The organism is Streptomyces viridochromogenes (assembly GCF_001270495.1).
GTDB lineage: Bacteria > Actinomycetota > Actinomycetes > Streptomycetales > Streptomycetaceae > Streptomyces > Streptomyces viridochromogenes_A.
The window spans coordinates 45,458-65,775 of the sequence record NZ_LGUR01000106.1; the positions used below are offsets into that span (position 1 = coordinate 45,458).

Annotated in this window: 11 protein-coding genes; 8 read left to right on the forward strand and 3 right to left on the reverse strand. The window is 71.0% G+C overall.

The genetic code is table 11. The features are described from left to right. Positions 1–75: 75 nt before the first annotated feature. The 4 genes from ADK36_RS11080 to ADK36_RS11095 all read left to right on the forward strand — a co-directional run bounded on the left by ADK36_RS11080 (position 76) and on the right by ADK36_RS11095 (position 4,459). The gene (locus tag ADK36_RS11080) at positions 76–924 is read left to right on the forward strand and encodes a bifunctional DNA primase/polymerase (RefSeq protein WP_053197171.1); all 849 of its coding nucleotides are present in this window, start codon (positions 76–78) and stop codon (positions 922–924) included. After that, positions 921–2,405, forward strand: a complete 1,485-nt coding sequence (locus ADK36_RS11085) for a hypothetical protein (RefSeq protein WP_053197172.1) — start codon at positions 921–923, stop codon at positions 2,403–2,405. The genes ADK36_RS11080 and ADK36_RS11085 overlap by 4 nt, the downstream gene beginning before the upstream one ends. 489 nt (positions 2,406–2,894) lie before the next feature. Beyond that, entirely contained in the window at positions 2,895–3,134 is a 240-nt protein-coding gene (locus ADK36_RS11090) for a helix-turn-helix domain-containing protein (RefSeq protein ID WP_053197173.1), read from the forward strand. 89 nt (positions 3,135–3,223) lie between these two features. Then, a complete protein-coding gene (locus ADK36_RS11095; protein ID WP_053197176.1) occupies positions 3,224–4,459 on the forward strand; it encodes a tyrosine-type recombinase/integrase in 1,236 nt (411 codons plus the stop codon). 49 nt (positions 4,460–4,508) lie between these two features. Here the strand turns inward: ADK36_RS11095 and ADK36_RS11100 are convergent, their stop codons facing one another. From ADK36_RS11100 to ADK36_RS11110, 3 genes are all read right to left on the reverse strand, one after another. Next, the gene (locus ADK36_RS11100) at positions 4,509–6,077 is read right to left on the reverse strand and encodes an alpha/beta hydrolase (RefSeq protein WP_078950825.1); all 1,569 of its coding nucleotides are present in this window, start codon (positions 6,075–6,077) and stop codon (positions 4,509–4,511) included. A gap of 218 nt (positions 6,078–6,295) precedes the next feature. Next, positions 6,296–7,843 carry an alpha/beta hydrolase gene (locus tag ADK36_RS11105; protein ID WP_048582139.1) on the reverse strand — a complete coding sequence of 516 codons (1,548 nt, stop codon included), beginning with the start codon at positions 7,841–7,843 and terminating at the stop codon, positions 6,296–6,298. Positions 7,844–8,011: 168 nt separating this feature from the next. Beyond that, complete coding sequence (locus ADK36_RS11110) at positions 8,012–10,804, reverse strand: lysylphosphatidylglycerol synthase transmembrane domain-containing protein (RefSeq protein WP_053197178.1); 2,793 nt, start codon at positions 10,802–10,804, stop codon at positions 8,012–8,014. A gap of 186 nt (positions 10,805–10,990) precedes the next feature. Here ADK36_RS11110 and ADK36_RS11115 point away from each other — a divergent pair, with 186 nt between their 5' ends. The 4 genes from ADK36_RS11115 (at position 10,991) to ADK36_RS11130 (ending at position 20,266) form a co-directional block, all read left to right on the forward strand. Then, positions 10,991–11,416 (forward strand): MGMT family protein, encoded by a 426-nt coding sequence (locus ADK36_RS11115; protein WP_053197180.1) that lies wholly within the window; start codon positions 10,991–10,993, stop codon positions 11,414–11,416. A gap of 312 nt (positions 11,417–11,728) precedes the next feature. Further along, complete coding sequence (locus ADK36_RS11120; protein ID WP_078916266.1) at positions 11,729–15,178, forward strand: ATP-dependent helicase; 3,450 nt, start codon at positions 11,729–11,731, stop codon at positions 15,176–15,178. 140 nt (positions 15,179–15,318) lie between these two features. Then, complete coding sequence (locus tag ADK36_RS11125) at positions 15,319–18,852, forward strand: ATP-dependent DNA helicase (protein ID WP_053197182.1); 3,534 nt, start codon at positions 15,319–15,321, stop codon at positions 18,850–18,852. A 10-nt stretch (positions 18,853–18,862) separates the two neighbouring features. Next, positions 18,863–20,266, forward strand: a complete 1,404-nt coding sequence (locus tag ADK36_RS11130; protein WP_053197243.1) for a dipeptidase — start codon at positions 18,863–18,865, stop codon at positions 20,264–20,266. The last annotated feature ends 52 nt before the right edge of the window (positions 20,267–20,318 follow it).

Below are 20,318 nucleotides of genomic sequence, written 5' to 3' on the forward strand. Positions count from 1 at the left end.
CCCCCACCTCTCGCCAAAGAACGCGGGGCCGCCCTTGTCTCCAGTCCTCAACAGACCTGTTGGAGGTCTCCCAGCATGACCCAACAGACCCCCATCCGGCGAGTGGCACTCAGCCTCGCCGCCGCCGGACTCCCCGTGTTGCCGCTGCGGCCGGCGAAACTGCCGTTCGGGAACTGCCCCTCCTGCAAGCACAGCATCTGCGGGGACCGGCCCAACATGAAGGTACCGGGCCCCTGCCGCTGCCCTGCTCCGTGCCACGGATGGGCCGCCGCCACCACCGACCCACACGTGATCAGCTCGCCCGCGTGGTCGACGGCATGGCGCCACGCCGTGACGGTCGCATACCACCCCGGCGGGGCCGGGCTGACCGTCGTCGATCTCGACAACGCGGAAGCCATCGCATGGGCCCGCGAGACCCTGCCCGCCACCCGCACCGTGCCCACGACGCGGGGTGAGCACTGGATCTACCGGGGCACCATGTCGTCCGCCAACGCGGTACGGCCCGGCGTCGACATCAAGTCCCTTATGCAGTACGCCCGTTGGCTCGGTCCGGGCATGGGTGCCACGGCCGCTCTCCCGGACGCTGTGCGCACTCTGGCAGTAAAGGATCCGACCGTGGCCCGCAGGGCGCCACAGGCGCTCACAGTGCCCCTGGGGGGCAAAAGCGGAGAATGCCGACACCGCACGCCCGCCTTCCTGGACCGTGGCATCGCCATGGCGGAGCAGCGCATCACCGAAGCCCGCAGCGGCGTGCACGCCACGGTCTACCGCACGTTCCTCGTCGTGCTGTCCACGCACGGCCGGTGCGGCTGCCTCACCGACGCTCATGTCGCCCGGCTGTTCGCCGCTGCTCAGGCCAAGGGTGAAACCGCCCGGCACTGCACCGACGCGTGGACCAACGCCCGCACCGCACTGGGGATGTGACTGTGTCCGACGACGACGAGAAGACTCCCGCCCGCAAGGTCATCACCGACTACGCGCAAGCGCACTTCCGGTACTTCCGCACCATCGACGGAACCGTCTACGCGCAGAGGAAGGGCCACCCCGTCGCCCGCCCGATCCGCTCCCAGGGCACCACCGGAAGCCACCGCCAGGAACTCATGGTCGGCCTCTTCAAGGACGGCATCGGCGTGTTCAACGGCACGGCACTCAAGGAGGCACTCGACTTGATCGAAGCACTCGCCCTGACCGAGGACGTACAGCCCACCCACATCCGCGTGGCCCCCGGGTTCGACGGGGCGACCTGGCTCGACCTGGGGCGGACCGACGGCAAGTCCGTCCGCATCCACCCCACCGGCTGGGACGTCCTCACCCCCGACCCGCAGGAAGTGTGCTGGCGGCGCACCCAGCTCACCGGGGAACTGCCTCTGCCGGCCAAAGACACCAACGGCAAGGGCATCGATCTCCTGCTGCGCCTGTGCAACTTCGATAGTACCGAGACCCAATGCCTGGCCATCGCCTGGCTCATCGGCTGCCTGGAACCCTCCGTGCCCGTCCCGGCACCGTTCCTCACCGGCCCCCAGGGCGCGGGCAAGTCCACCGGCGGCCGGATGCTCGTGCGCATCATCGAAGGGATGAGCGGTGACCTGCGCAGGGCCCCGAAGGACGAGGAGAACATGATCACGGCGGTGGCGGCCGGGTGGGTCACCGCCCTGGACAACCTCTCCCATCTGCCCCCGGATCTGTCCGACCTGATGTGCTGCATCGTGACCGGTGCCGAGAGCATCAAGCGCGCGTTGTTCACCGATGGTGACGTCGTGCGCTCCCGCTACCGGCGCCCCATGCTGCTGACCGGTATCGACGTCGGTGTCATCCGGCCCGACCTCGCCGAACGCCTCCTGCCGCTGCGTCTCGTGCGACCTAGGGTGCGGCGGACCGAGGCAGAGCTGTGGGCGGAGTACGCGGAGATCCTGCCGGTCGTTCTCGGCTCCCTGCTGGACCTGACAGTCAAGGTGCGGGCCGCTCAGGCGGACACCCCCACCGACCTGCGGATGGCCGACTTCGCCCACCTGTGCGCACAGCTCGACGCGGCCACCGGCTTCAACTCGCTGGCCGCCTACCGGGCCAGCCTCGATGACCTCAACGACGACGTCATCGAAGGAGACCTGCTGGCGCAGACGGTCCTGAAGCACGCGGCCGGGCTCGATGAGGGAGCGGAAGTCCGTATGACGTCCTCGGAATGGCTGCACTGCCTCACCACCCTCTACAGCGGGGAGGAGTGCCGTCCCCTGCCCAAGGGCTGGCCCACCACCGGCAAGGTCCTCTCCGACCGTCTCAAGCGGCTCCAACCCACCCTCGCGGCACGCGGCGTGCTCATCGACTGGGGACGCACCAGCGCCGCCCGCTACATCGAGATGACCCGGGCCGCCGCGCTCACCCTCCACCAGCAGGAAGCGGCGTTCTGACCGCATCGGCTGGACAAGCAAGAGGAGCACCCCGCGCGGCGCATGGTGCTCCTCTTGCTGTTTGGCGGCAGCCGCCGCTAGTCGTGCCGCTGCGCGGCTCCGCATTCACGTTCTGAGCCGCGCACGACCACAGACACCACCCCTCCCGTTTTCCTAAGAGAAGAGTCTCTGCGTCACTCACGTCACCAGCCACCTGCTTCCGGTTGCTGACCAGCGGTTACGGCCGTGACGCAGACGGCCCACCCCAGCGTCACGGCCCGTCATCTGTGTCACAGGTGACAGAGCCCCGCGCCGCCCTGTGACACGCCCCCAACTGCCCGCGTCACCACATAGACGCAGGTCAGAGCCCTAAATGACGGGTGTGACGCGATGACGCAGAAATCCGAGCCTCGGACAGACGCACGCCCCACCGGCCCTCGCCCCGGCACCCGAACCCCGCCGCAGGACACCTCACCCCACCCCACTACGGACATGAGGAGTCACCCCACCATGGCCAGCAAAGAGCCGACCGACCCGCGCGCCCTCCTACGCGGTGGCCTCCCGGACTGCTATCTCACCCCCGAAGACCTGGTCGTCATGTTCAAGCTCCCGAGCGTTGAAACCGTCTACCAGTGGCGACGCAAGCGCATCGGTCCGCCCGGTTTCCGCGTCGGCCGCTACATCCGCTTCAACCCCGCCGCCGTACAGGCGTGGGAGGCCGAACGCACCGCCCTCGACGACGCGGCCTGAGCCTGCCGCACCCCGCACCACCCAACCCACCGGGGAGGGCCACGACCGTGGCCCTCCCCGCCCCATGTCCAGAAGGGACCACGCCCCACATGGCAGGCCACATCCAAGACCGCTGGTTCAAGACCGAGACCAACTCCGCTGGCAAGACCGTCCGCGTCAAGTCCGACCGCCACGGCACCGGCCTGCGCTATCGAGCCCGGTACGTCGGCCCTGACGGCACCGAGAAGTCGAAGAGCTTCCCCGACGGACAGAAGCGCATCGCAGAGAAGTGGCTGTCTGGGATCGAGGCGGACATGACGCGCGGGGAGTACATCGACCCGAGCGCCGGTCGCCTAACGGTCCGGCAGCACGGGGAACGGTGGCTGGCGTCCCTCACCATGGACCCCGGCACGTTCGTAGGCACCGAGCAACGCATTCGCCTGCACGTGCTGCCGCACCTGGGGAGTCGCACGCTCGGCTCGCTGAGGCCGGTTCACATTCGCGAGTGGCTGCGGAAGCTCCAGGATGGGGGAGTGGCCCCCACCTATCAGCGTGTCATCTTCGCGAACCTGTGCACCATGCTCACGGCCGCTGTCGATGACCGTCTGATCCCACACAATCCGTGCCGGTCGTCGTCCGTGAAAGCGCCCAAGCTGGACCCCCGCCGGATCATCCCGTGGCAGCGTGAGCGTGTATTCGCGGTGCGATCGGCTCTGCCGGAGCAGTACCAGACCATGGTGGACTTGGCCGGCGGGTGCGGCATGCGGCAGGGCGAAGTGCTCGGACTGGCGGTCGACGACCTGGACTTCATCGAGGGTGTGGTGCATGTGGTCCGACAGGTCAAGTTGATCCGCAACCGCCCCGTGTTCGCGCTACCCAAGGGCAGCAAGACGCGCACCGTCCCGTTGCCGGAGGCTGTTGCCCGGTCGCTTGAGGAACACATCACCCAGCACCCGCCCGCCGCCGTGACGCTGCCGTGGAGGGCCGTCGACGGCCCACCGGTCACCGCAACCCTGCTCTTTCAGGGTGGACAGGGAACTGCGGTGAACCGCAACGACTTCAACCGCTCAGCATGGCGCCCGGCTCTGGACTCGGCAGGCGTGCCACGCGGCCGTGAGAACGGCATGCACGCGCTCCGGCACTTCTATGCCTCCGTGTTGCTGGACGCAGGGGAGAGCGTCAAAGCTCTGTCTGAGTACTTGGGGCACTACGACCCCGGCTTCACGCTGCGGACGTACACGCACCTGATGCCGAGCAGTGAGAAGCGGACGCGGGAGGCGGTGAATCGGGCCTTCGACGGCGGCACGGATGCCGATGACGGCCCCACGGCGGCCCAGGCGGCTTGAGGATCGGGTGAACGTGCAGGTCAGGCCGTAAGTGGCCTGACTTGCCGGTCTACTGAGCGGACGGCCTCGCCGGTAAGGCGAACTCGGCTCCAACGGCGGGGGGTTGCGGCCTGCCCCGGGGGGGGGGGCCCCCCCCCCCGCCTCCGCTCCCCTTGCCGTACGCGCCATGGCCCTCGCCCTTCCACGTGAGCATCACGCCGACGCCCTTGCCCAGTTCGGTCGCCATCCTCCGCGCGCCCTCGTAGGGCGTTGCCGGGTCGCCGGTGGTGCCGACCACCAGGATCGGTGCCGCACCCGGCGCGCTCACCTCCGGGGTGTCGTACTGCCCGGCCACCGGCCAGTCGTGACACCAGCCCCCGATGTCCCAGCCCAGCATCGGGCCGAACACGGGCGAGACCTTCTCGAACCGCGGCAGCAGCTTCTTCGTCTCCTCGACCGTCGGCCGCTGCTTGTCGTCCAGGCACGATATGACCCGTTGCGAGTGGGACCCCGTGCCGTAGCGGCCCGACGCGTCGCGCTCGTTGTAGCTGTCGGCGAGCGCCAGGAGTTCCGAGCCGTCGCCCTGCTCGGCCGCCTCCAGGGCGCTGGTCAGCGTCGGCCAGCTCGCCTTGCTGTACAGCGGCCGGATCAAGCCGGTCAGTGCGAGTGTCTCCGTGAGCTTTCGCTCGGACGACGTCGACAGCGGAGCGGCATCGATCCGCTTCAGCAGGTTCACGATCTTCTGAGTGCCCTCTTCCGGGCCCTGGCCGGTGGACCGGAGGTAGTTGTTCAGCGCGCGTTGGAAGCCTCGGGTCTGGTTCTCGGCGTGCCCCGCGGTGTCGGCGCTCGGGTCGGCGACCGCGTCAAGGATCAGCCGTCCGACGTTCTTCGGGAACAGGTGGGCGTAGACGCCGCCGAGTTCGGTGCCGTAGGAGATGCCGAAGTAGTGCGTCTTCGTGTCGCCGAGGACCTGGCGCATCAGATCCATGTCGCGAGCGGTGTCGGTGGTCGACACATGTGCCAACAGGGCACCCTCGGACTCCTGGCAGCCCTTGCCGAAGGCGGCGGCGTCCCGGAAGTACGCCGTCTCCTCGGCCGGGGTGTCCGGCGTGATGTCCACGGACTCGGAGGCCTGGATCTCCTTGTTGCCGCGGCAGCGGACGCCCTCACTGGCGCCGACCCCGCGCGGGTCCCAGCTCACCAGGTCGTACCGCTCGCCCAGCTCGGACGCGCTGGTGGCGTACCACGGCAGCGTGGACGTCCCCGAGCTGCCGGGGCCGCCGAAGTTGAACAGGAGCGAGCCGATGCGGTCGTCGCCCGTGGCCTTGGAGCGGATCAACGCGAGGTCGATCGTCCTGCCCGCCGGTTTCGCCCAGTCCAGCGGCGTTTCGAGCGTCGCGCACCGCCACTCGTCGCCCGGCGCGGGGGAGTCCCTGGTGGCCTTGCAGCGCCCCCAGTCGAGTTTTTGCGAGGTCAGTGAGGACGGCAGTGGGGTCGCCGAGCCGGCGGGATCGGCCGATGAACTCGTGCCGTTCGTCTCTCCCTCGGCATCCGCGCTGTCCGACGAGCCGCCGGTGCAGCCCGTCGCCAACAGGGCAGCTGCCGCTGCCAGTGCAGCCCACCGTACGAGACGCGCCATGTCACTTCCCCCCTCGCAGGCCGTCCGCACCGTGCCGCGGATGGCGGTCAGGCCATAGTAGGCAGATTGCGAATAGGCCGTTGCGGCCTGTGGATAACTCTCTGACCTGCGAATATTCGCTTCCGTGGTGGTCTGCTTTCCCGAGGTGATCCGCTTCGCGTGCTGGTTCCGCTTTCCGTGCTGGTCCGCTTTCCGTGCGTCCGCTTCCCGCAGCCATCTCAGGAGCAGACCGTGCCGGCCGTCGGCACCTTGCCGTCCAGCAGATATCCGTTCACCGCGTCCTGCACGCACTTGTTCTTGCTGTTGTAGGCCCCGTGCCCCTGACCCCTGTACGTCAGCTCGACGCCCACCCCTTCGCCCAGTGCCTCCACCATCCGCCGCGCGCCCTCGTACGGTGTGGCCGGGTCGCCCGTGTTGCCCACGACGAGGATCGGCGCGGAGCCGGGCGCGCTGACGTCGGGATGGTCGGCAGCACCCGCCACGGGCCAGTCGGTGCAGCTGAGCATGGCCCAGGCGAAGGTGTCGCCGAACAGGGGCGAGGCGGATCGGAACTCGGGCAGCTTCTGCTCGACGAATTCCGGGGTGTACCGCGGTTTGTCGTCGGCGCAGTTGATCGAGATGTTGGCGGCGGTGATGTTGCTGTACTCGCCGTTCTCGCCGCGCCCGTTCAACGAGTCGGAGAGCAGCATCAGGATCCTGCCGTCACCGTCGTACGCCTGCTCCAGACCCTCGGTGAGGTACTGCCAGAGGTCCTGCGAGTACAGCGCCTGCACGATGCCGTTGGTCGCGGCGCTCTGTGTCAGCTCGCGCGGGAAGATGCCCTGGATCGGCTTGCTGTCGAGGTCCTTCAGCAGCTTCGCCATACGGTCCTTGACGTCCTGGGCGGTGTCGCCGATCGGGCAGTCCTCGGTCTTGGACGTGCAGTCCTCGGCGAAGTTGTCGAGCGCGACCTGAAAGCCCTTGACCTGTCCGAGCGAGCCCTGTTCGGAGTTCAGCGTGGGGTCGACCACCGCGTCGAAGACCGCGCGGCCCACCTTCTCGGGGAACAGGTGGGCGTAGACGCCGCCGAGTTCGGTGCCGTACGAGATGCCGAAGTAGTGCAGTCTGTCGTCGCCGAGGACCTGGCGCATCAGATCCAGGTCACGGGCCGCGTCGGTGGTGCGCACATGCGGCAGCATCCCTTCGGAGTTCTCCTCGCATGCCTCGTTGAACTCCTTGGTGTTGTCCAGCAGTTCGGTCCGCTCGGTGGCGTCGTCCGGCGAGGTGTCCTGCTGGAAGTAGGCGTCGAGCTGCTGGTCGTTCTCGCACAGCACAGGCGCGCTGCGGCCGACCCCGCGCGGGTCGAAGCTCACGAGGTCATAGCGGGTGCGCAACTTCTCGTACCCGTCGCCGAAGGAGGGCAGTGTGGTGACGCCCGAGGCGCCGGGCCCGCCGAAGTTGAAGATCAGCGAGCCGATCCGCCGGTTCACGTCGCCACTGGTCCTCGCCCGGATCAGCTCGATGTCGATCGTGTCGCCCTTGGGGGCGTCCCAGTCGCGGGGCGCCTTCATCGTGGCGCACTGCCATGACCCGCCGTCCGGCAGAGGCGACGGGCTGCCCGCGCCGCCCTGCGCCTGGGAGGGGGCCGGGCAGTCCTTCCAGCTCAGCTTCTGGGCCGTCAGATCCTCGTTCCCGGAGTCGTCGGCGCTACAGCCCGCCAGCAAGGAGGACAGCAGCAGGGCAGCGGCGGTCAGGGCAGCAGCACGCATCCGGGGCGGGTTCGGCATGATCCCATCCTGCGGTCGTACGTGGTGGGGCGCTCGGGGCGCGAGCCGTACGAGGTACGGCGGCGCCTCACCCGCTCCGTGCCTGTTCCGTGCCTGTTCCGTGCCCTTACAACGTACGACGCCATGCTCCGCGCACCACAGGACGAGGGCTCGCCGCTCGTCGGCGCGCTACAGCGCGCCCTTGCGGGTCAGGTGGTTGAAGGCCAGCCAGCCCGGTAGCACCGGCAGCCACAGCGTCAGCATTCGGAAGAGCAGCACCGAGGGTGCGGCGACCTCGCTGGGCAGGCCCACGGCGATCAGACCGACGGTCAGGGTCACATCCACGGCGCCCACGCCGCCCGGGGTCGGGGCCGCCGAGCCGAGCGCGTTGCCCGCCAGGAAGACGACGGCCACGCTGGCGATGCTGAGGGAGGTCCCCTCGCTGCCGAACGCCCGGATCGAAGCGTCCAGACACATCACGAAGCAGGCGGTCAGCAGCAGCATGCCGCCGATGCCGGTGACCAGCTTCTGCGGCCGCTGCAGCACGTCGAGCATGCGCGGCACGACACCCGCGAACAGCGACCTCACGCGCGTGACGACGAATTTCCGCAGGAACGGCACCGAGGTCACCACGAGCACCAGCACCGCCACCGTCAGCAGCCCCGCGATGACCGTTCGGGACGGCGAAAGCGACGGCGTCTTCTCGGTGCCGGTCAGATAGCCGAAGGCCAGCAGCATCAGGATGTGGCAGCCGAGCCCGAACAGCTGCGACGCGCCGACGCTCGCCACCGCGAGCCCCGGACGCACTCCCGCGCGCTGCAGGAAGCGTGTGTTCAGGGCGACCCCGCCGACCGCGGCCGGTGCGACGATCTTCACGAACGACCCGGCGACCTGCGCGGCCACCGTCCGCCGGAACGGCACCCGCTCGGGCACGAACCCGAGCAGCGCCATCGCCGCCGCGAAGTAGCTGGCCGCCGAGAACAGCACGGCGGCGGCGACCCAGCCCCACTGGGCGTTGGCGATGAGCGGGCCGAACTCGATGTGCGTGAGCTGCGTCAGCAGGAAGTACGCGGCGATGGCGCCGGCGATGAAGCTGATCAGCGTGCGCGGCCGAACCCGCTCGAGTCGGGCCGGTTCGACCGGTGCCTGCGGCCTGATCCGCAGCACCTCGTGGCGGATCTGGGTGAGCAGATCCTCCTCACGCGCCTCGTCCAGAGCCTCGTCGATGGCCCGCTTCTCGGCCCGCGCCTGCGCCCGTACGGTCTTCTTGTCCGGCTTGTCCGGCTTGTCCGGCCTATCTGCCTTACCTGGGGTATCGGGCTTGTCCAATACCGACTCGGTGTCGCTCGGGGCTTCCTCGCTGCGGGCCTGTTTCGCGTGCTTGGACGCCTCCAACACCGCCTCGCGTTCGCGCTGGGCCCGTTCCCTGGCGAGTTTGCGCAGCGTCGCGCGCGTGGAGCGGCTCAGGGCGATGGGCTGGAGCATCGGCAGGCAGTCGGCCACCGCGTCGGGGCCGAGCACGCTCACCGCGGAGGCCGCGGCGCGCTCGGCGCCCACGCGCAGGCCGAGGGTCACCAGCAGCTGGGAGATGTCCATGCGCAACAGCAGATTGTTCGCCGCGATCTCGCCGATACGCAGGTCGGTGATGATCACCTTGCCGGAACGATCCACCAGAATCGCGTCACCCACCAGCCTGCGGTGGGCGATGCGCCGGGACTGCAGCGCCTTGACCTGGAGCCAGGTGTCGCGCAGCAGCTCGTCGGTGATCTCCTCGTCCGACAGCGAGTCCAGGGTGTGGCCGCCGGTGTGCTCGTAGACCAGCATGACGGCGTCCGGGCCGAGCTCGGAGGTGGCGATCAGCTTGGGTGCGTTGGCGCCGGCCGCGATGGCCGCGTAGGCGAGCAGCGCCTCCTGTTCCAGGGCCTGGCGCAGCGACTGGAGGCTGCTTCGGGTGGCGAAGCCGCGCAGCGTCAGATTGCGCCACGCGCGATAGAAGAAGCCCTGCGCCTGCTGCTCCCGGTCGACCACCGTCACGTCGAGCGGCGGACCGTCCTCAAGGGTGACGAAGTAGCGCCGGCCGCGGTCCCCGGTCTCCTGTGTGTCGGAGATCTCCTCACGGGCCGCGCTCACCGGGCGGAAGCCGACGTGCCGGAGGCCCGCCATCAGCGTCCGTCCGGTGGGACGGACGTTCGGCGAGCCGACCGCGTACAGCGTGCCGTAGGCGACGGCCCAGCCGATCAGCAGCGTCAGGAGGATCGAGAACGGCGTGGTGTAGCCGGTCACCAGCATGGAGAAGGCGTACAGGACCAGAACCGCCCAGAGGACCGCACGCCAGCGGGGTCTACGGGACATGCCCACGGCCGTCATGTACGCGATGACCGGTGCGAGATACCCGTGCACCGGGTCGGTGAGGGAGCCGATGTCGCCGGGCGAGGGCTGGGTGAGGGCGTCCCGGATGGACTCCGGGGCGGCCCGCGCGACCCACAGGTCGGTGGCGAGCGTCACCCCGTGCGCGAGCACGGCCGCGAGGACGCCGTCGGCGATCCGAAGCCCGTCGCGCTTGATGAGCCGCTCGATCGCGAAGGCGACGGGTACCAGGAGGATCGCGATGCTGGACACGAGCCCGGCCATCTTGCTGAACACGTCGGGCGCCTGGCCGGTGCCCTTGTTGATGTCCTGTTCGAGGCCCGAGGTGGTGCCGTGCGCGAACGCGGCGATCGCGAGCAGCAGCACGATGCCCAGCACGCCCACGAGGAGCCGCATCAGGTCGGAGGGCCGGTGCACGCGCGCGGGAAGGAGCGGTTCGTCGCCCTCGACCTCGTCGATGTGTGCCTCGTCCAGGTCGTCCAGGTCGTACGCGGCCTGCTGCCCCTCGTCGGCCTGTTGCCCCTTGTCGGCCTGGTCGGCGTTCGCGGTGCCGGGGCGCGACGAAGCGTCAGAGGTGCCTTCCGTGCCCTCCGGGTGCGCACCCTGCTGCTTCATCGTCTCTTCTTGATCTCGTATCACCAGTCACCGCCCGCACGATGGTGGCATGCCCCACCGACACACGGGGGCATCAGGGTGCAAACGCGGGGGCGCACAGTCTGCCCGAAGCTCTGCCGCAGGGCGAGACATACGCACAGTGGCCAGCGCGTCACATTGTCGGTGGGGTGGGGCAGGATGGACCGGATGAGCGAGGAGAACCTCCCGGACGACACCCGCGCGGAGTACGGCGCCGCCTACTCGGAGCACCCGGAGCGCCTGGGGCACCCGGACGCGCTTCCGGAGTACGCCGAGCGCGTCCTCGAGGTCGCCGACCTGGTTCCGCCGGGTCGCGTCATGACGTACGGGGACGTCGCGGAGTGGCTGGAGGAAGGCGGTCCCCGCCAGGTCGGCCGCGTGATGGCCCTCTACGGGGGCGCCGTTCCGTGGTGGCGGGTGGTCCGCGCGGACGGGGTTCTGCTGCCCGGCCACGAGCTGAGGGCGCTGGAGCACTACCGCACGGAAGGCACGCCCCTGAAGGAGGCGGGCAGGGCCGCCGAGGGCCACCTGCCGCGCCTCGACATGAGACGGGCGCGATGGGACGGCGGCGAACGCGCACAGGGTCACACCTGACAGCTTCCGCCATCCGACGGGCCGCCGTGTGACCTGTGATCCGTACGGGGGAAAGGGGGCACGTCCGTGACATGACGTACGTTCGAGAGTCGAGGGACGCACGTGCCACAAGTGAACTGAGGGATGAATCGGAAGCCCTGCTTCCGCACCACCCCTCGGCGTAGCGTCGGCTGCGCGTGTCCCCCTCACCCCGCGGCCACCGCCCCTCCACGCGCGAGGGGCGGCCCACCCGCCACCCGACCACCACCCGTGACCGACGGCGTTCCGCGCCGGCAATGACCACCTGCACATCCACCAGGACCGGCGAACCACGTGAGCTCCTCTTTCTCCACCAGGCGCCTGTCGCACCCCCAGGTGCGACAGGGGGCCCGTGGCGCTTACCGGCTGGTGCGCACCCCTGTCGTCCAGGCGGCTCCCCCTCGTCTGGACGCCGCGCAACGCGCGGTGGTTGCCCACGCGAACGGCCCGCTGCTCGTTCTCGCAGGTCCGGGCACCGGCAAGACCACCACACTCGTGGAGTCGGTGGCGGCCCGCATCGCCCGTGGCGGGGACCCCGCGCGCATCCTGGTGCTCACGTTCAGCCGCAAGGCGGCCGTGGAACTGCGCGACCGCATGGCACTGCGCATAGGAGCGGCCCGTGCGCCCCGGGCGACCACGTTCCACTCCTTCTGCTACGCCCTGGTCCGCGCCCACCAGGACACTGACTTGTTCGTCGAGCCGATGCGGCTGCTGTCCGGCCCCGAGCAGGACGTGACCGTAAGGGAGCTGCTCGCGGGCCAGCCGGACCTGGAACGGCTCGGACTCGCGCACGTGCGCTGGCCGGACGAACTGCGCGCCTGCCTGACCACCCGCGGCTTCGCCGACGAGGTCCGCGCGGTCCTCGCCCGCAGCCGCGAACTGGGTCTCGGTCCCGACGCCCTGGACGACTTCGCCCGCCGCATCGGACGCCCCGACTGGCGCGCCGCGGCGTCCTTCCTCGCCGAGTACCTCGACGTGCTCGACATGCAGGGCGTTCTCGACTACGCCGAACTGGTCCACCGCGCGGTGCTCCTCGCCCGGCGCCCCGAGGCCGCCCGGCGACTCGCCGCGCAGTACGACGCCGTTTACGTCGACGAGTACCAGGACACCGATCCGGCCCAGGTACGGCTGCTGCACGCCCTTGCCGGCGGCGGCCGCAACCTTGTCGCCTTCGGTGATCCCGACCAGTCGATCTACGCGTTCCGGGGCGCCGATGTGAACGGCATCCTGGAGTTCCCGCACGCCTTCCCGCGCGCGGACGGCCGCCCCGCACCCGTCGAGGTCCTGAGCACATCCCGCCGCTCCGGCGCCGCCCTGCTGTCCGCGACCCGACTGCTGACCCAGCGCATGCCGCTCACCAGGCTCCCGGCCGAGAAAGTGCGCGCCCACCGGGAACTCGCCCCGGTCCGTGAGGGCGGCCGCGTCGAGGTCTTCACGTACCCGACACCCGGCACCGAGCTGGACAACATCGCCGACATCCTGCGCAGGGCGCACCTGGAGGACGGCGTGCCCTGGGGCGAGATGGCCGTCCTGGTGCGCGCCGGGTCGCGCTCGATCCCGACGGTGCGCCGGGCGCTCACCGCCGCCGGAGTGCCCTTGGACATCGATGGAGACGACCTGCCCCTGCGGCACGAGCCGGCGGTGGCACCGCTGCTGACGGCGTTGCGGGCGGTGGCCACGGCGGAGGCGCAGCCCGCGCGGGGCGACGGCGGCGTCCGTACCGGCGATGGTGATGCTCGTACCGGGGAAGCGGCCGGAACCGAGACCGAAGCCGAAGACGGAACCGGGAGCGAAACCGAGACCGAAGCCGAGGACGAAACCGAAGGCGATGCCTCGGCAGGCGGGCCCGCCCCCGGTGCCTCCTGGCTCGACACCGAGACCGCCCTCACCCTGCTCGCGTCCCCCCTCGCCGGCATGGACGCCGCCGACCTGCGCCGTCTCGGGCGCGCCCTGCGCGACGAGGAGCGGTCGGCGGGCAACCCCATGCCGCCGCCCTCGGACGAGCTGCTCGCGCGGGCGCTGGCCGAGCCGGAGCGGCTGGCGGTGCACGACCCCACGTACGCGCGTGGCGCCCAGCGCCTCGGCGCGCTGCTCCGCAAGGCCCGTGAGCGCCTCGCGGGCGGCGGTACGGCCGAGGAGGCGCTGTGGGACCTGTGGGAGGGCACGCCGTGGCCCACGCGCCTGGAACGGGCCGCCCGCCGCGGCGGCGCGGCCGGACGCAACGCCGACCGCGACCTCGACGCCGTATGCGCGCTGTTCGCGACAGCGGCCCGCGCGGAGGAGCGCACCGGCGGTCGGGGCACCCTGAACTTCCTTGCGGAGGTCGAGGCCGAGGACATCGCCGCCGACACCCTCACGCGGCGTGCCGTACGCCCCGACGCCGTGCGCCTGATGACCGCGCACCGCTCCAAGGGGCTGGAGTGGCGCTTGGTCGTCGTTGCCGGTGTACAGGAGGGTCTGTGGCCGGACCTGCGCCGACGCGGCTCCCTGTTGGAGGCCGACCGCATCGGCCGCGACGGACTCGCCGAACCGCTCACTCCCGGTGCCTTGCTGGCGGAGGAGCGTCGCCTGTTCTACGTCGCCGCCACGCGCGCGCGTGAGCGCCTCGTCGTCACGGCGGTGAAGGCCCCGGCGGACGACGGCGATCAGCCCTCACGCTTCCTGACCGAACTCGGCGTCGAACCCAGGGACGTGACGGGCCGCCCGCGCCGCCCGCTGTCCGTCGCCGCGTTGGTCGCCGAACTCCGGGCGACGACGGTCGACCCGCGCGCTTCGGACACTCTCAGGGAGGCCGCCGCACGCCGACTGGCCCGGCTCGCCGCGCTCGCCGACGAGGACGGCCGTCCGCTGGTCCCCTCCGCGCACCCCTACCGCTGGTGGGGCATGTTCGAACCGACCGAGTCCAAGGTGCCGCTGCGCGACCGCGACCAGCCCGTAGTGCTCTCCGGAAGCGCCCTCGACCAGCTCGCCAACACCTGCTCCCTTCAGTGGTTCCTGGGCCGCGAGGTGAAGGCCGACGCGCCCGCGACCGTCGCCCAGGGCTTCGGCAACGTGGTGCACGTCCTCGCCGACGAAGTCGCCTCCGGACACACCCCGGCCGACCTCGCCGTCCTCATGGAGCGCCTCGACTCCGTATGGAACGCGCTCGCCTTCGACGCACCGTGGAAGTCGGCGCAGGAGAAGGACAACGCGCGCGTGGCGCTCGAACGCTTCCTGAAGTGGCACGTGATGGACCGCGCGGGCCGCACACCGGTGGCCAGCGAGCACGACTTCGACGTCACCCTCGAAGCGGGCGACTTCGAGGTGCGCATCCGTGGCCAGCTGGACCGCGTCGAGGCCGACGGCGAGGGCCGTGCCTACGTCGTCGACTTCAAGACCGGCAAGCAGGCACCCAGCGCGGCCGAGGTGGCCCGCCACCCGCAGCTCGCCGTCTATCAGCTCGCCGTCCGCGAGGGCGCCGTCGACGAGGCCTTCGACGGCGTACGCCCCGAGCCGGGCGGCGCCGAACTCGTCCAGCTGCGCCAGGGTGCCGCCAAGCGGGACGGCGGCGAGACGCTGCCCAAGGTGCAGCAGCAGGAGCCGTTGGACGGCGCCGAGGGGGAGTGGGTCGGCGACCTGCTCGCCACGGCCGCGGGCAAGGTCCTCGACGAACGGTTCACACCCACCGCGGGCCAGCACTGCACCCACTGCGCGTTCCGGGCGTCGTGCAGCGCGCGGCCCGAGGGGCGGCAGGTGGTCGAGTAGGTCGGCGGCACGTGGTCGAGCGACCGGAGCGGTCGACTGACGGGAGTGACCGATCGCACCACCCCTGCTGACCTGTGCTTCTTCCGGCCCGACGGGCGATACGGCATCGACTGTCAGTGCCCGCCGCTAGCCTCTCTGAGGTGCCCGCCCGTATCACTGATCCCGATCAGCTCAAGGAGCTCCTCGGCATCCCCTTCACTCCGGAGCAGACGGCCTGCATCATCGCGCCGCCCGCCCCGCAGGTGATCGTGGCCGGAGCCGGCTCGGGCAAGACGACGGTGATGGCGGCGCGCGTGGTGTGGCTGGTCGGCACCGGCCAGGTCGCCCCCGAACAGGTCCTCGGCCTGACCTTCACCAATAAGGCCGCCGGTGAACTCGCCGAGCGCGTCCGCAAGGCGCTCGTCAAGGCCGGTGTCACCGACCCCGACGTCATCGACCCGGACAACCCACCCGGCGAGCCGGTGATCTCGACGTACCACGCCTTCGCGGGCCGCCTGCTCACCGATCACGGCCTGCGCATCGGCCTCGAACCGACCTCCCGCCTGCTCGCCGACGCCACCCGCTACCAGCTCGCCGCGCGCGTGCTGCGCGAAGCCCCGGGGCCGTACCCGGCCCTCACCCGGTCCTTCGCCGACCTGGTGAGCGACCTGCTCGCCCTCGACTCCGAGCTCGCCGAGCACCTCGTAAGGCCCGAGGCCTTGCGTGCGTACGACGCCGAGCTGCTACTCAGCCTCCAGGGGGCCAAGCTCACCAACGCCGATCTGCGCAAGGTCCCGGAGGCGGCCGCGGCGCGTCGGGAACTCGCCGACCTCGTGGTCCGCTACCGCGCCGCCAAGAGGGAGCGCGATCTGCTCGACTTCGGCGACCAGATCGCCCTGTCGGCGCAGCTCGCCGGCATCCCCGAAGTGGGCCGTATCCTGCGCGACGAGTTCCGCGTGGTCCTCCTGGACGAGTACCAGGACACCTCGGTCGCTCAACGCGTCCTTCTTGCGGGCCTGTTCGGGGACGGCACCGGCCACCCGGTGACCGCCGTCGGTGACCCCTGCCAGGCGATCTACGGCTGGCGGGGCGCCTCCGTCGCCAACCTCGACGACTTCCCCGAGCACTTCGCGCACGGCGACGGCCGCTCCGCCACCCGCCAGGCGCTCAGCGAGAACCGCCGCAGCGGCGGCCGCCTCCTGGACCTCGCCAACGGCCTCGCGGAGCCCCTGCGCGCCATGCACGCGGGTGTGGAAGCCCTCCGCCCGGCCCCGGGAGCCGAGCGCGACGGCACGGTCCGCTGCGCCCTCCTGTCCACCCATGCAGAGGAGATCGACTGGATCGCCGACTCGGTCGCGCACCTCGTCCGCACCGGCAAGGAGCCGGGCGAGATCGCCGTCCTGTGTCGTACGGCGACGGACTTCGCCGAGATCCAGGGCGCGCTCGTCGCCCGGGACGTCCCCGTCGAGGTGGTCGGCCTGTCCGGGCTGCTCCATCTGCCCGAGGTCGCCGACCTGGTAGCCGTCTGTGAGGTCCTCCAGGACCCCGGCGCCAACGCCTCCCTGGTCCGCCTGCTCACCGGCCCGCGCTGGCGGATCGGCCCGCGCGACCTCGCCCTCCTGGGGCGCCGCGCACGGCTGCTGGTCTCTCACGCGCGCGTGGACGGCGACGACGACCCGGACCGGCGGCTCGCCGAGGCGGTCGAGGGGGTCGACCCCGCCGAGGTGATCTCGCTCGCGGACGCCCTGGACACCTTCCTGGAGACGCCGCTGGACGGCGACGGCGACACCGACGGGCTGCCCTTCTCACCGGACGCGCGCGTGCGGTTCGCGCGCCTGGCCACCGAACTGCGCGACCTGCGCCGCTCCCTGTCCGACCCGCTGATGGACGTCCTCCACCGCGTCCTCGCCGTCACCGGCCTGGAGGTGGAACTGTCGGCCTCCCCGCACGCGCTGGCCGCCCGCCGCCGCGAGACCCTGTCCAACTTCCTCGACATCGCCGCCTCGTTCGCGGCCGGCGACAACCAGGCGAGCCTGCTCGCCTTCCTCGCGTTCCTGCGCACCGCCGCCCAGTACGAGAAGGGTCTCGACAACGCCCTCCCCGGAGGGGAGAACACCGTCAAGGTGCTCACCGCGCACAAGTCCAAGGGCCTGGAGTGGGACGTCGTCGCCGTCCCCGGCCTGGTCACCGGCACCTTCCCCAGCACCCAGGGCCGCGAGAAGTGGACCGCGCAGGGCAAGGTGCTGCCGCACGAACTGCGCGGCGACACCGCCACGCTCCCCGACGTCGCCTCCTGGGACTCCCGCGGCCTGAAAGCCTTCCACGAGGCCATGAAGGATCACCAGCACACCGAGGAACTCCGCCTCGGCTACGTCACCTTCACCCGCCCCCGCTCCCTGCTCCTGGGCTCCGGCCACTGGTGGGGCCCCAGCCAGAAGAAGCCCCGAGGCCCCTCCGACTTCCTGCAGGCCCTGTACGACCACTGCGCGGCCGGGCACGGCGAGATCGAGGCGTGGGCCGACGAGCCGGCCGAGGACGAGGAGAACCCGGCCCTGCACCGGGAGAACGCCGAACAGGTATGGCCCCTGCCCCTCGACGAGGCCGCCCTGACCCGACGCCGCGCGGCCGCCGAGACGGTCCTGGCCCATCTGGAGAGCCTCACCTCCCACGGGGAGGACCACCCGGCCGCGACCCACGCCCCAGACACGTACGACGATCCGGACTGGCCTCCGCCACCGGACGACGAAACCCCGGCCGACGAGTTCTCCCACGAGTTCCCCGACGAGCTCTCCGAGGAGAGCGACCCCTTCGAGAGCGACCGCGCGTTCGAGGAGGGCCCCGGCGACTGGGACTCCTGGACCACCGACCGCCCGCACATCCCGCACCAGGCGGTATCCCCGGAACCCCCCGCCGAGCCACCGGCTCGCGTCCACCCCACGGAACCGGAACCACTCACCCCGGAGGAATCCCGCACCCTCGCCTCCTGGGACCGCGACCTCGACGCCCTCACCGGGGAACTTCTGCGCGCCCGCGCGCGCGTCACGGACGTCCCCCTGCCCGCGTCGCTGACCGCCTCCCAGCTGCTCCGGCTGGCCGCCGACCCGGACGGGTTCGCGCAGGAACTCGCGCGCCCCATGCCGCGCCCTCCACAACCCGCCGCACGCCGAGGCACCCGGTTCCACGCTTGGGTCGAAGCCCGCTTCGAAGAGCTGACGCTGCCCATGCTGGAGCCGGAGGACCTGCCCGGCAGCGAAGCAGAGATCGCCGACGAGCGGGACCTGGAGGCGCTCAAGGACGCCTTCGAGCGCACCGAGTACGCGCAGCGCACGCCGTACCGGGTAGAGACCCCGTTCCAGCTCGCGATAGCCGGCCGCGTCGTGCGGGGCCGTATCGACGCCGTCTACAAGGAGGGCGACGGCGACGGGGCGACGTACGAGATCGTCGACTGGAAGACCAACCGCACCCGCACCGCCGACCCGCTCCAGCTCGCCCTGTACCGGCTCGCCTGGGCCGAGCAGCAGGGTGTGCCGCTGGAGTCGGTCAACGCCGTGTTCCTGTACGTCCGCAGCGGCGAGGTCGTGCGCCCGGACGACCTGCCGGGCCGGGCCGCACTGGAGCGGCTGCTGACCCGGGAGCCGGTCGCCGAGGCGGAGTGTGAGGAACCGCCCACCGAGGATGTCGGTGCGGGCCGATAGGCTCGTGACCATGAGCCTGACCCCGGACAGCGCCGTCCGTACGTACATCGAGCAGCACAGCACCGCCTTCCTCGACGACCTCGCCGAGTGGCTGCGCATCCCGTCCGTGTCGGCCCAGCCCGACCACGCTCCCGATGTACGCCGCAGCGCCGACTGGCTCGCTGCCAAGCTCACCGAGACCGGCTTCCCGACCACCGAGGTCTGGCCGACGCCGGGCGCGCCCGCAGTCTTCGCCGAGTGGCCCTCCGACGATCCCGCGGCGCCCACGGTCCTCGTCTACGGCCACCATGACGTGCAGCCCGCCGCCCGCGAGGACGGCTGGGACAGCGAGCCCTTCGAGCCCGTCGTCCGCGAAGGGCGCCTCTACGCGCGCGGGGCGGCCGACGACAAGCGCCAGGTGTTCTTCCACACACTCGGCCTCCGTGCCCACCTCGCCACCACCGGCCGCACCACCCCGGCCGTCAACCTGAAGCTGCTGATCGAGGGCGAGGAGGAGTCCGGCTCCCCGCACTTCCGCGCCCTCGTCGAGGAGCACGCCGAGCGGCTCGCGGCCGACGCCGTGATCGTGTCCGACACCGGCATGTGGTCCGAGGACACCCCGACCGTCTGCACCGGCATGCGCGGCCTCGCCGAGTGCGAGATCCGGCTGTACGGCCCCGACCAGGACATCCACTCCGGCTCCTTCGGCGGCGCTGTGCCCAATCCCGCGACCGCGGCCGCCCGCCTGGTCGCCGCCCTGCACGACGAGCACGCGCGCGTGGCAATCCCCGGCTTCTACGACGGCATCGTCGAACTGACCGACCGCGAGCGCGAACTCTTCGCCGAGCTGCCCTTCGACGAGCAGCAGTGGCTGCGCACCGCCAAGTCGTACGCCACCCGCGGCGAGGCCGGCCACACGACCCTGGAGCGCATCTGGGCGCGCCCGACCGCCGAGGTCAACGGCATCGGCGGCGGCTACCAGGGCCCTGGCAGCAAGACGATCATCCCGTCCTCCGCCATGGTGAAGCTCTCCTTCCGCCTGGTCGCGGGACAGGACCCCGACCACATCGAGAAGGCCGTCCGCGGCTGGGCCGACGCCCAGGTACCCGCCGGGATCCGCTGCGAGATCGCGTTCGCCGGGGCCACGCGCCCGTGTCTGACACCGCTGGACCACCCGGCCCTGCAGTCCGTCGTACGCGCCATGGGCCGTGCCTTCGAGAGCCCCGTCCGCTTCACACGCGAGGGCGGCTCCGGACCCGCCGCCGACCTCCAGGACGTCCTGGACGCCCCCGTCCTCTTCCTGGGCATCTCCGTCCCCTCCGACGGCTGGCACGCCCCGAACGAGAAGGTCGAGCTCGGCCTGCTCCTCAAAGGCGTCGAGACCACCGCCTACCTGTGGGGCGACCTGGCCGCGAACTGGCGCCATGCGCCCTGACCCACCCGGGCCGTCCGGAGGGGCATCGCACACGGGGCACACTGAGAAGGCC

Bases quoted from the DNA above. Each gene is read 5' to 3' on its own strand.
- ADK36_RS11080 (WP_053197171.1), top strand. From the start codon at position 76: ATGACCCAACAGACCCCCATCCGGCGAGTGGCACTCAGCCTCGCCGCC.
- ADK36_RS11090 (WP_053197173.1), top strand. From the start codon at position 2,895: ATGGCCAGCAAAGAGCCGACCGACCCGCGCGCCCTCCTACGCGGTGGC.
- ADK36_RS11095 (WP_053197176.1), top strand. From the start codon at position 3,224: ATGGCAGGCCACATCCAAGACCGCTGGTTCAAGACCGAGACCAACTCC.
- ADK36_RS11100 (WP_078950825.1), bottom strand. From the start codon at position 6,077: ATGGCGCGTCTCGTACGGTGGGCTGCACTGGCAGCGGCAGCTGCCCTG.
- ADK36_RS11105 (WP_048582139.1), bottom strand. From the start codon at position 7,843: ATGCCGAACCCGCCCCGGATGCGTGCTGCTGCCCTGACCGCCGCTGCC.
- ADK36_RS11110 (WP_053197178.1), bottom strand. From the start codon at position 10,804: ATGAAGCAGCAGGGTGCGCACCCGGAGGGCACGGAAGGCACCTCTGAC.
- ADK36_RS11115 (WP_053197180.1), top strand. From the start codon at position 10,991: ATGAGCGAGGAGAACCTCCCGGACGACACCCGCGCGGAGTACGGCGCC.
- ADK36_RS11130 (WP_053197243.1), top strand. From the start codon at position 18,863: ATGAGCCTGACCCCGGACAGCGCCGTCCGTACGTACATCGAGCAGCAC.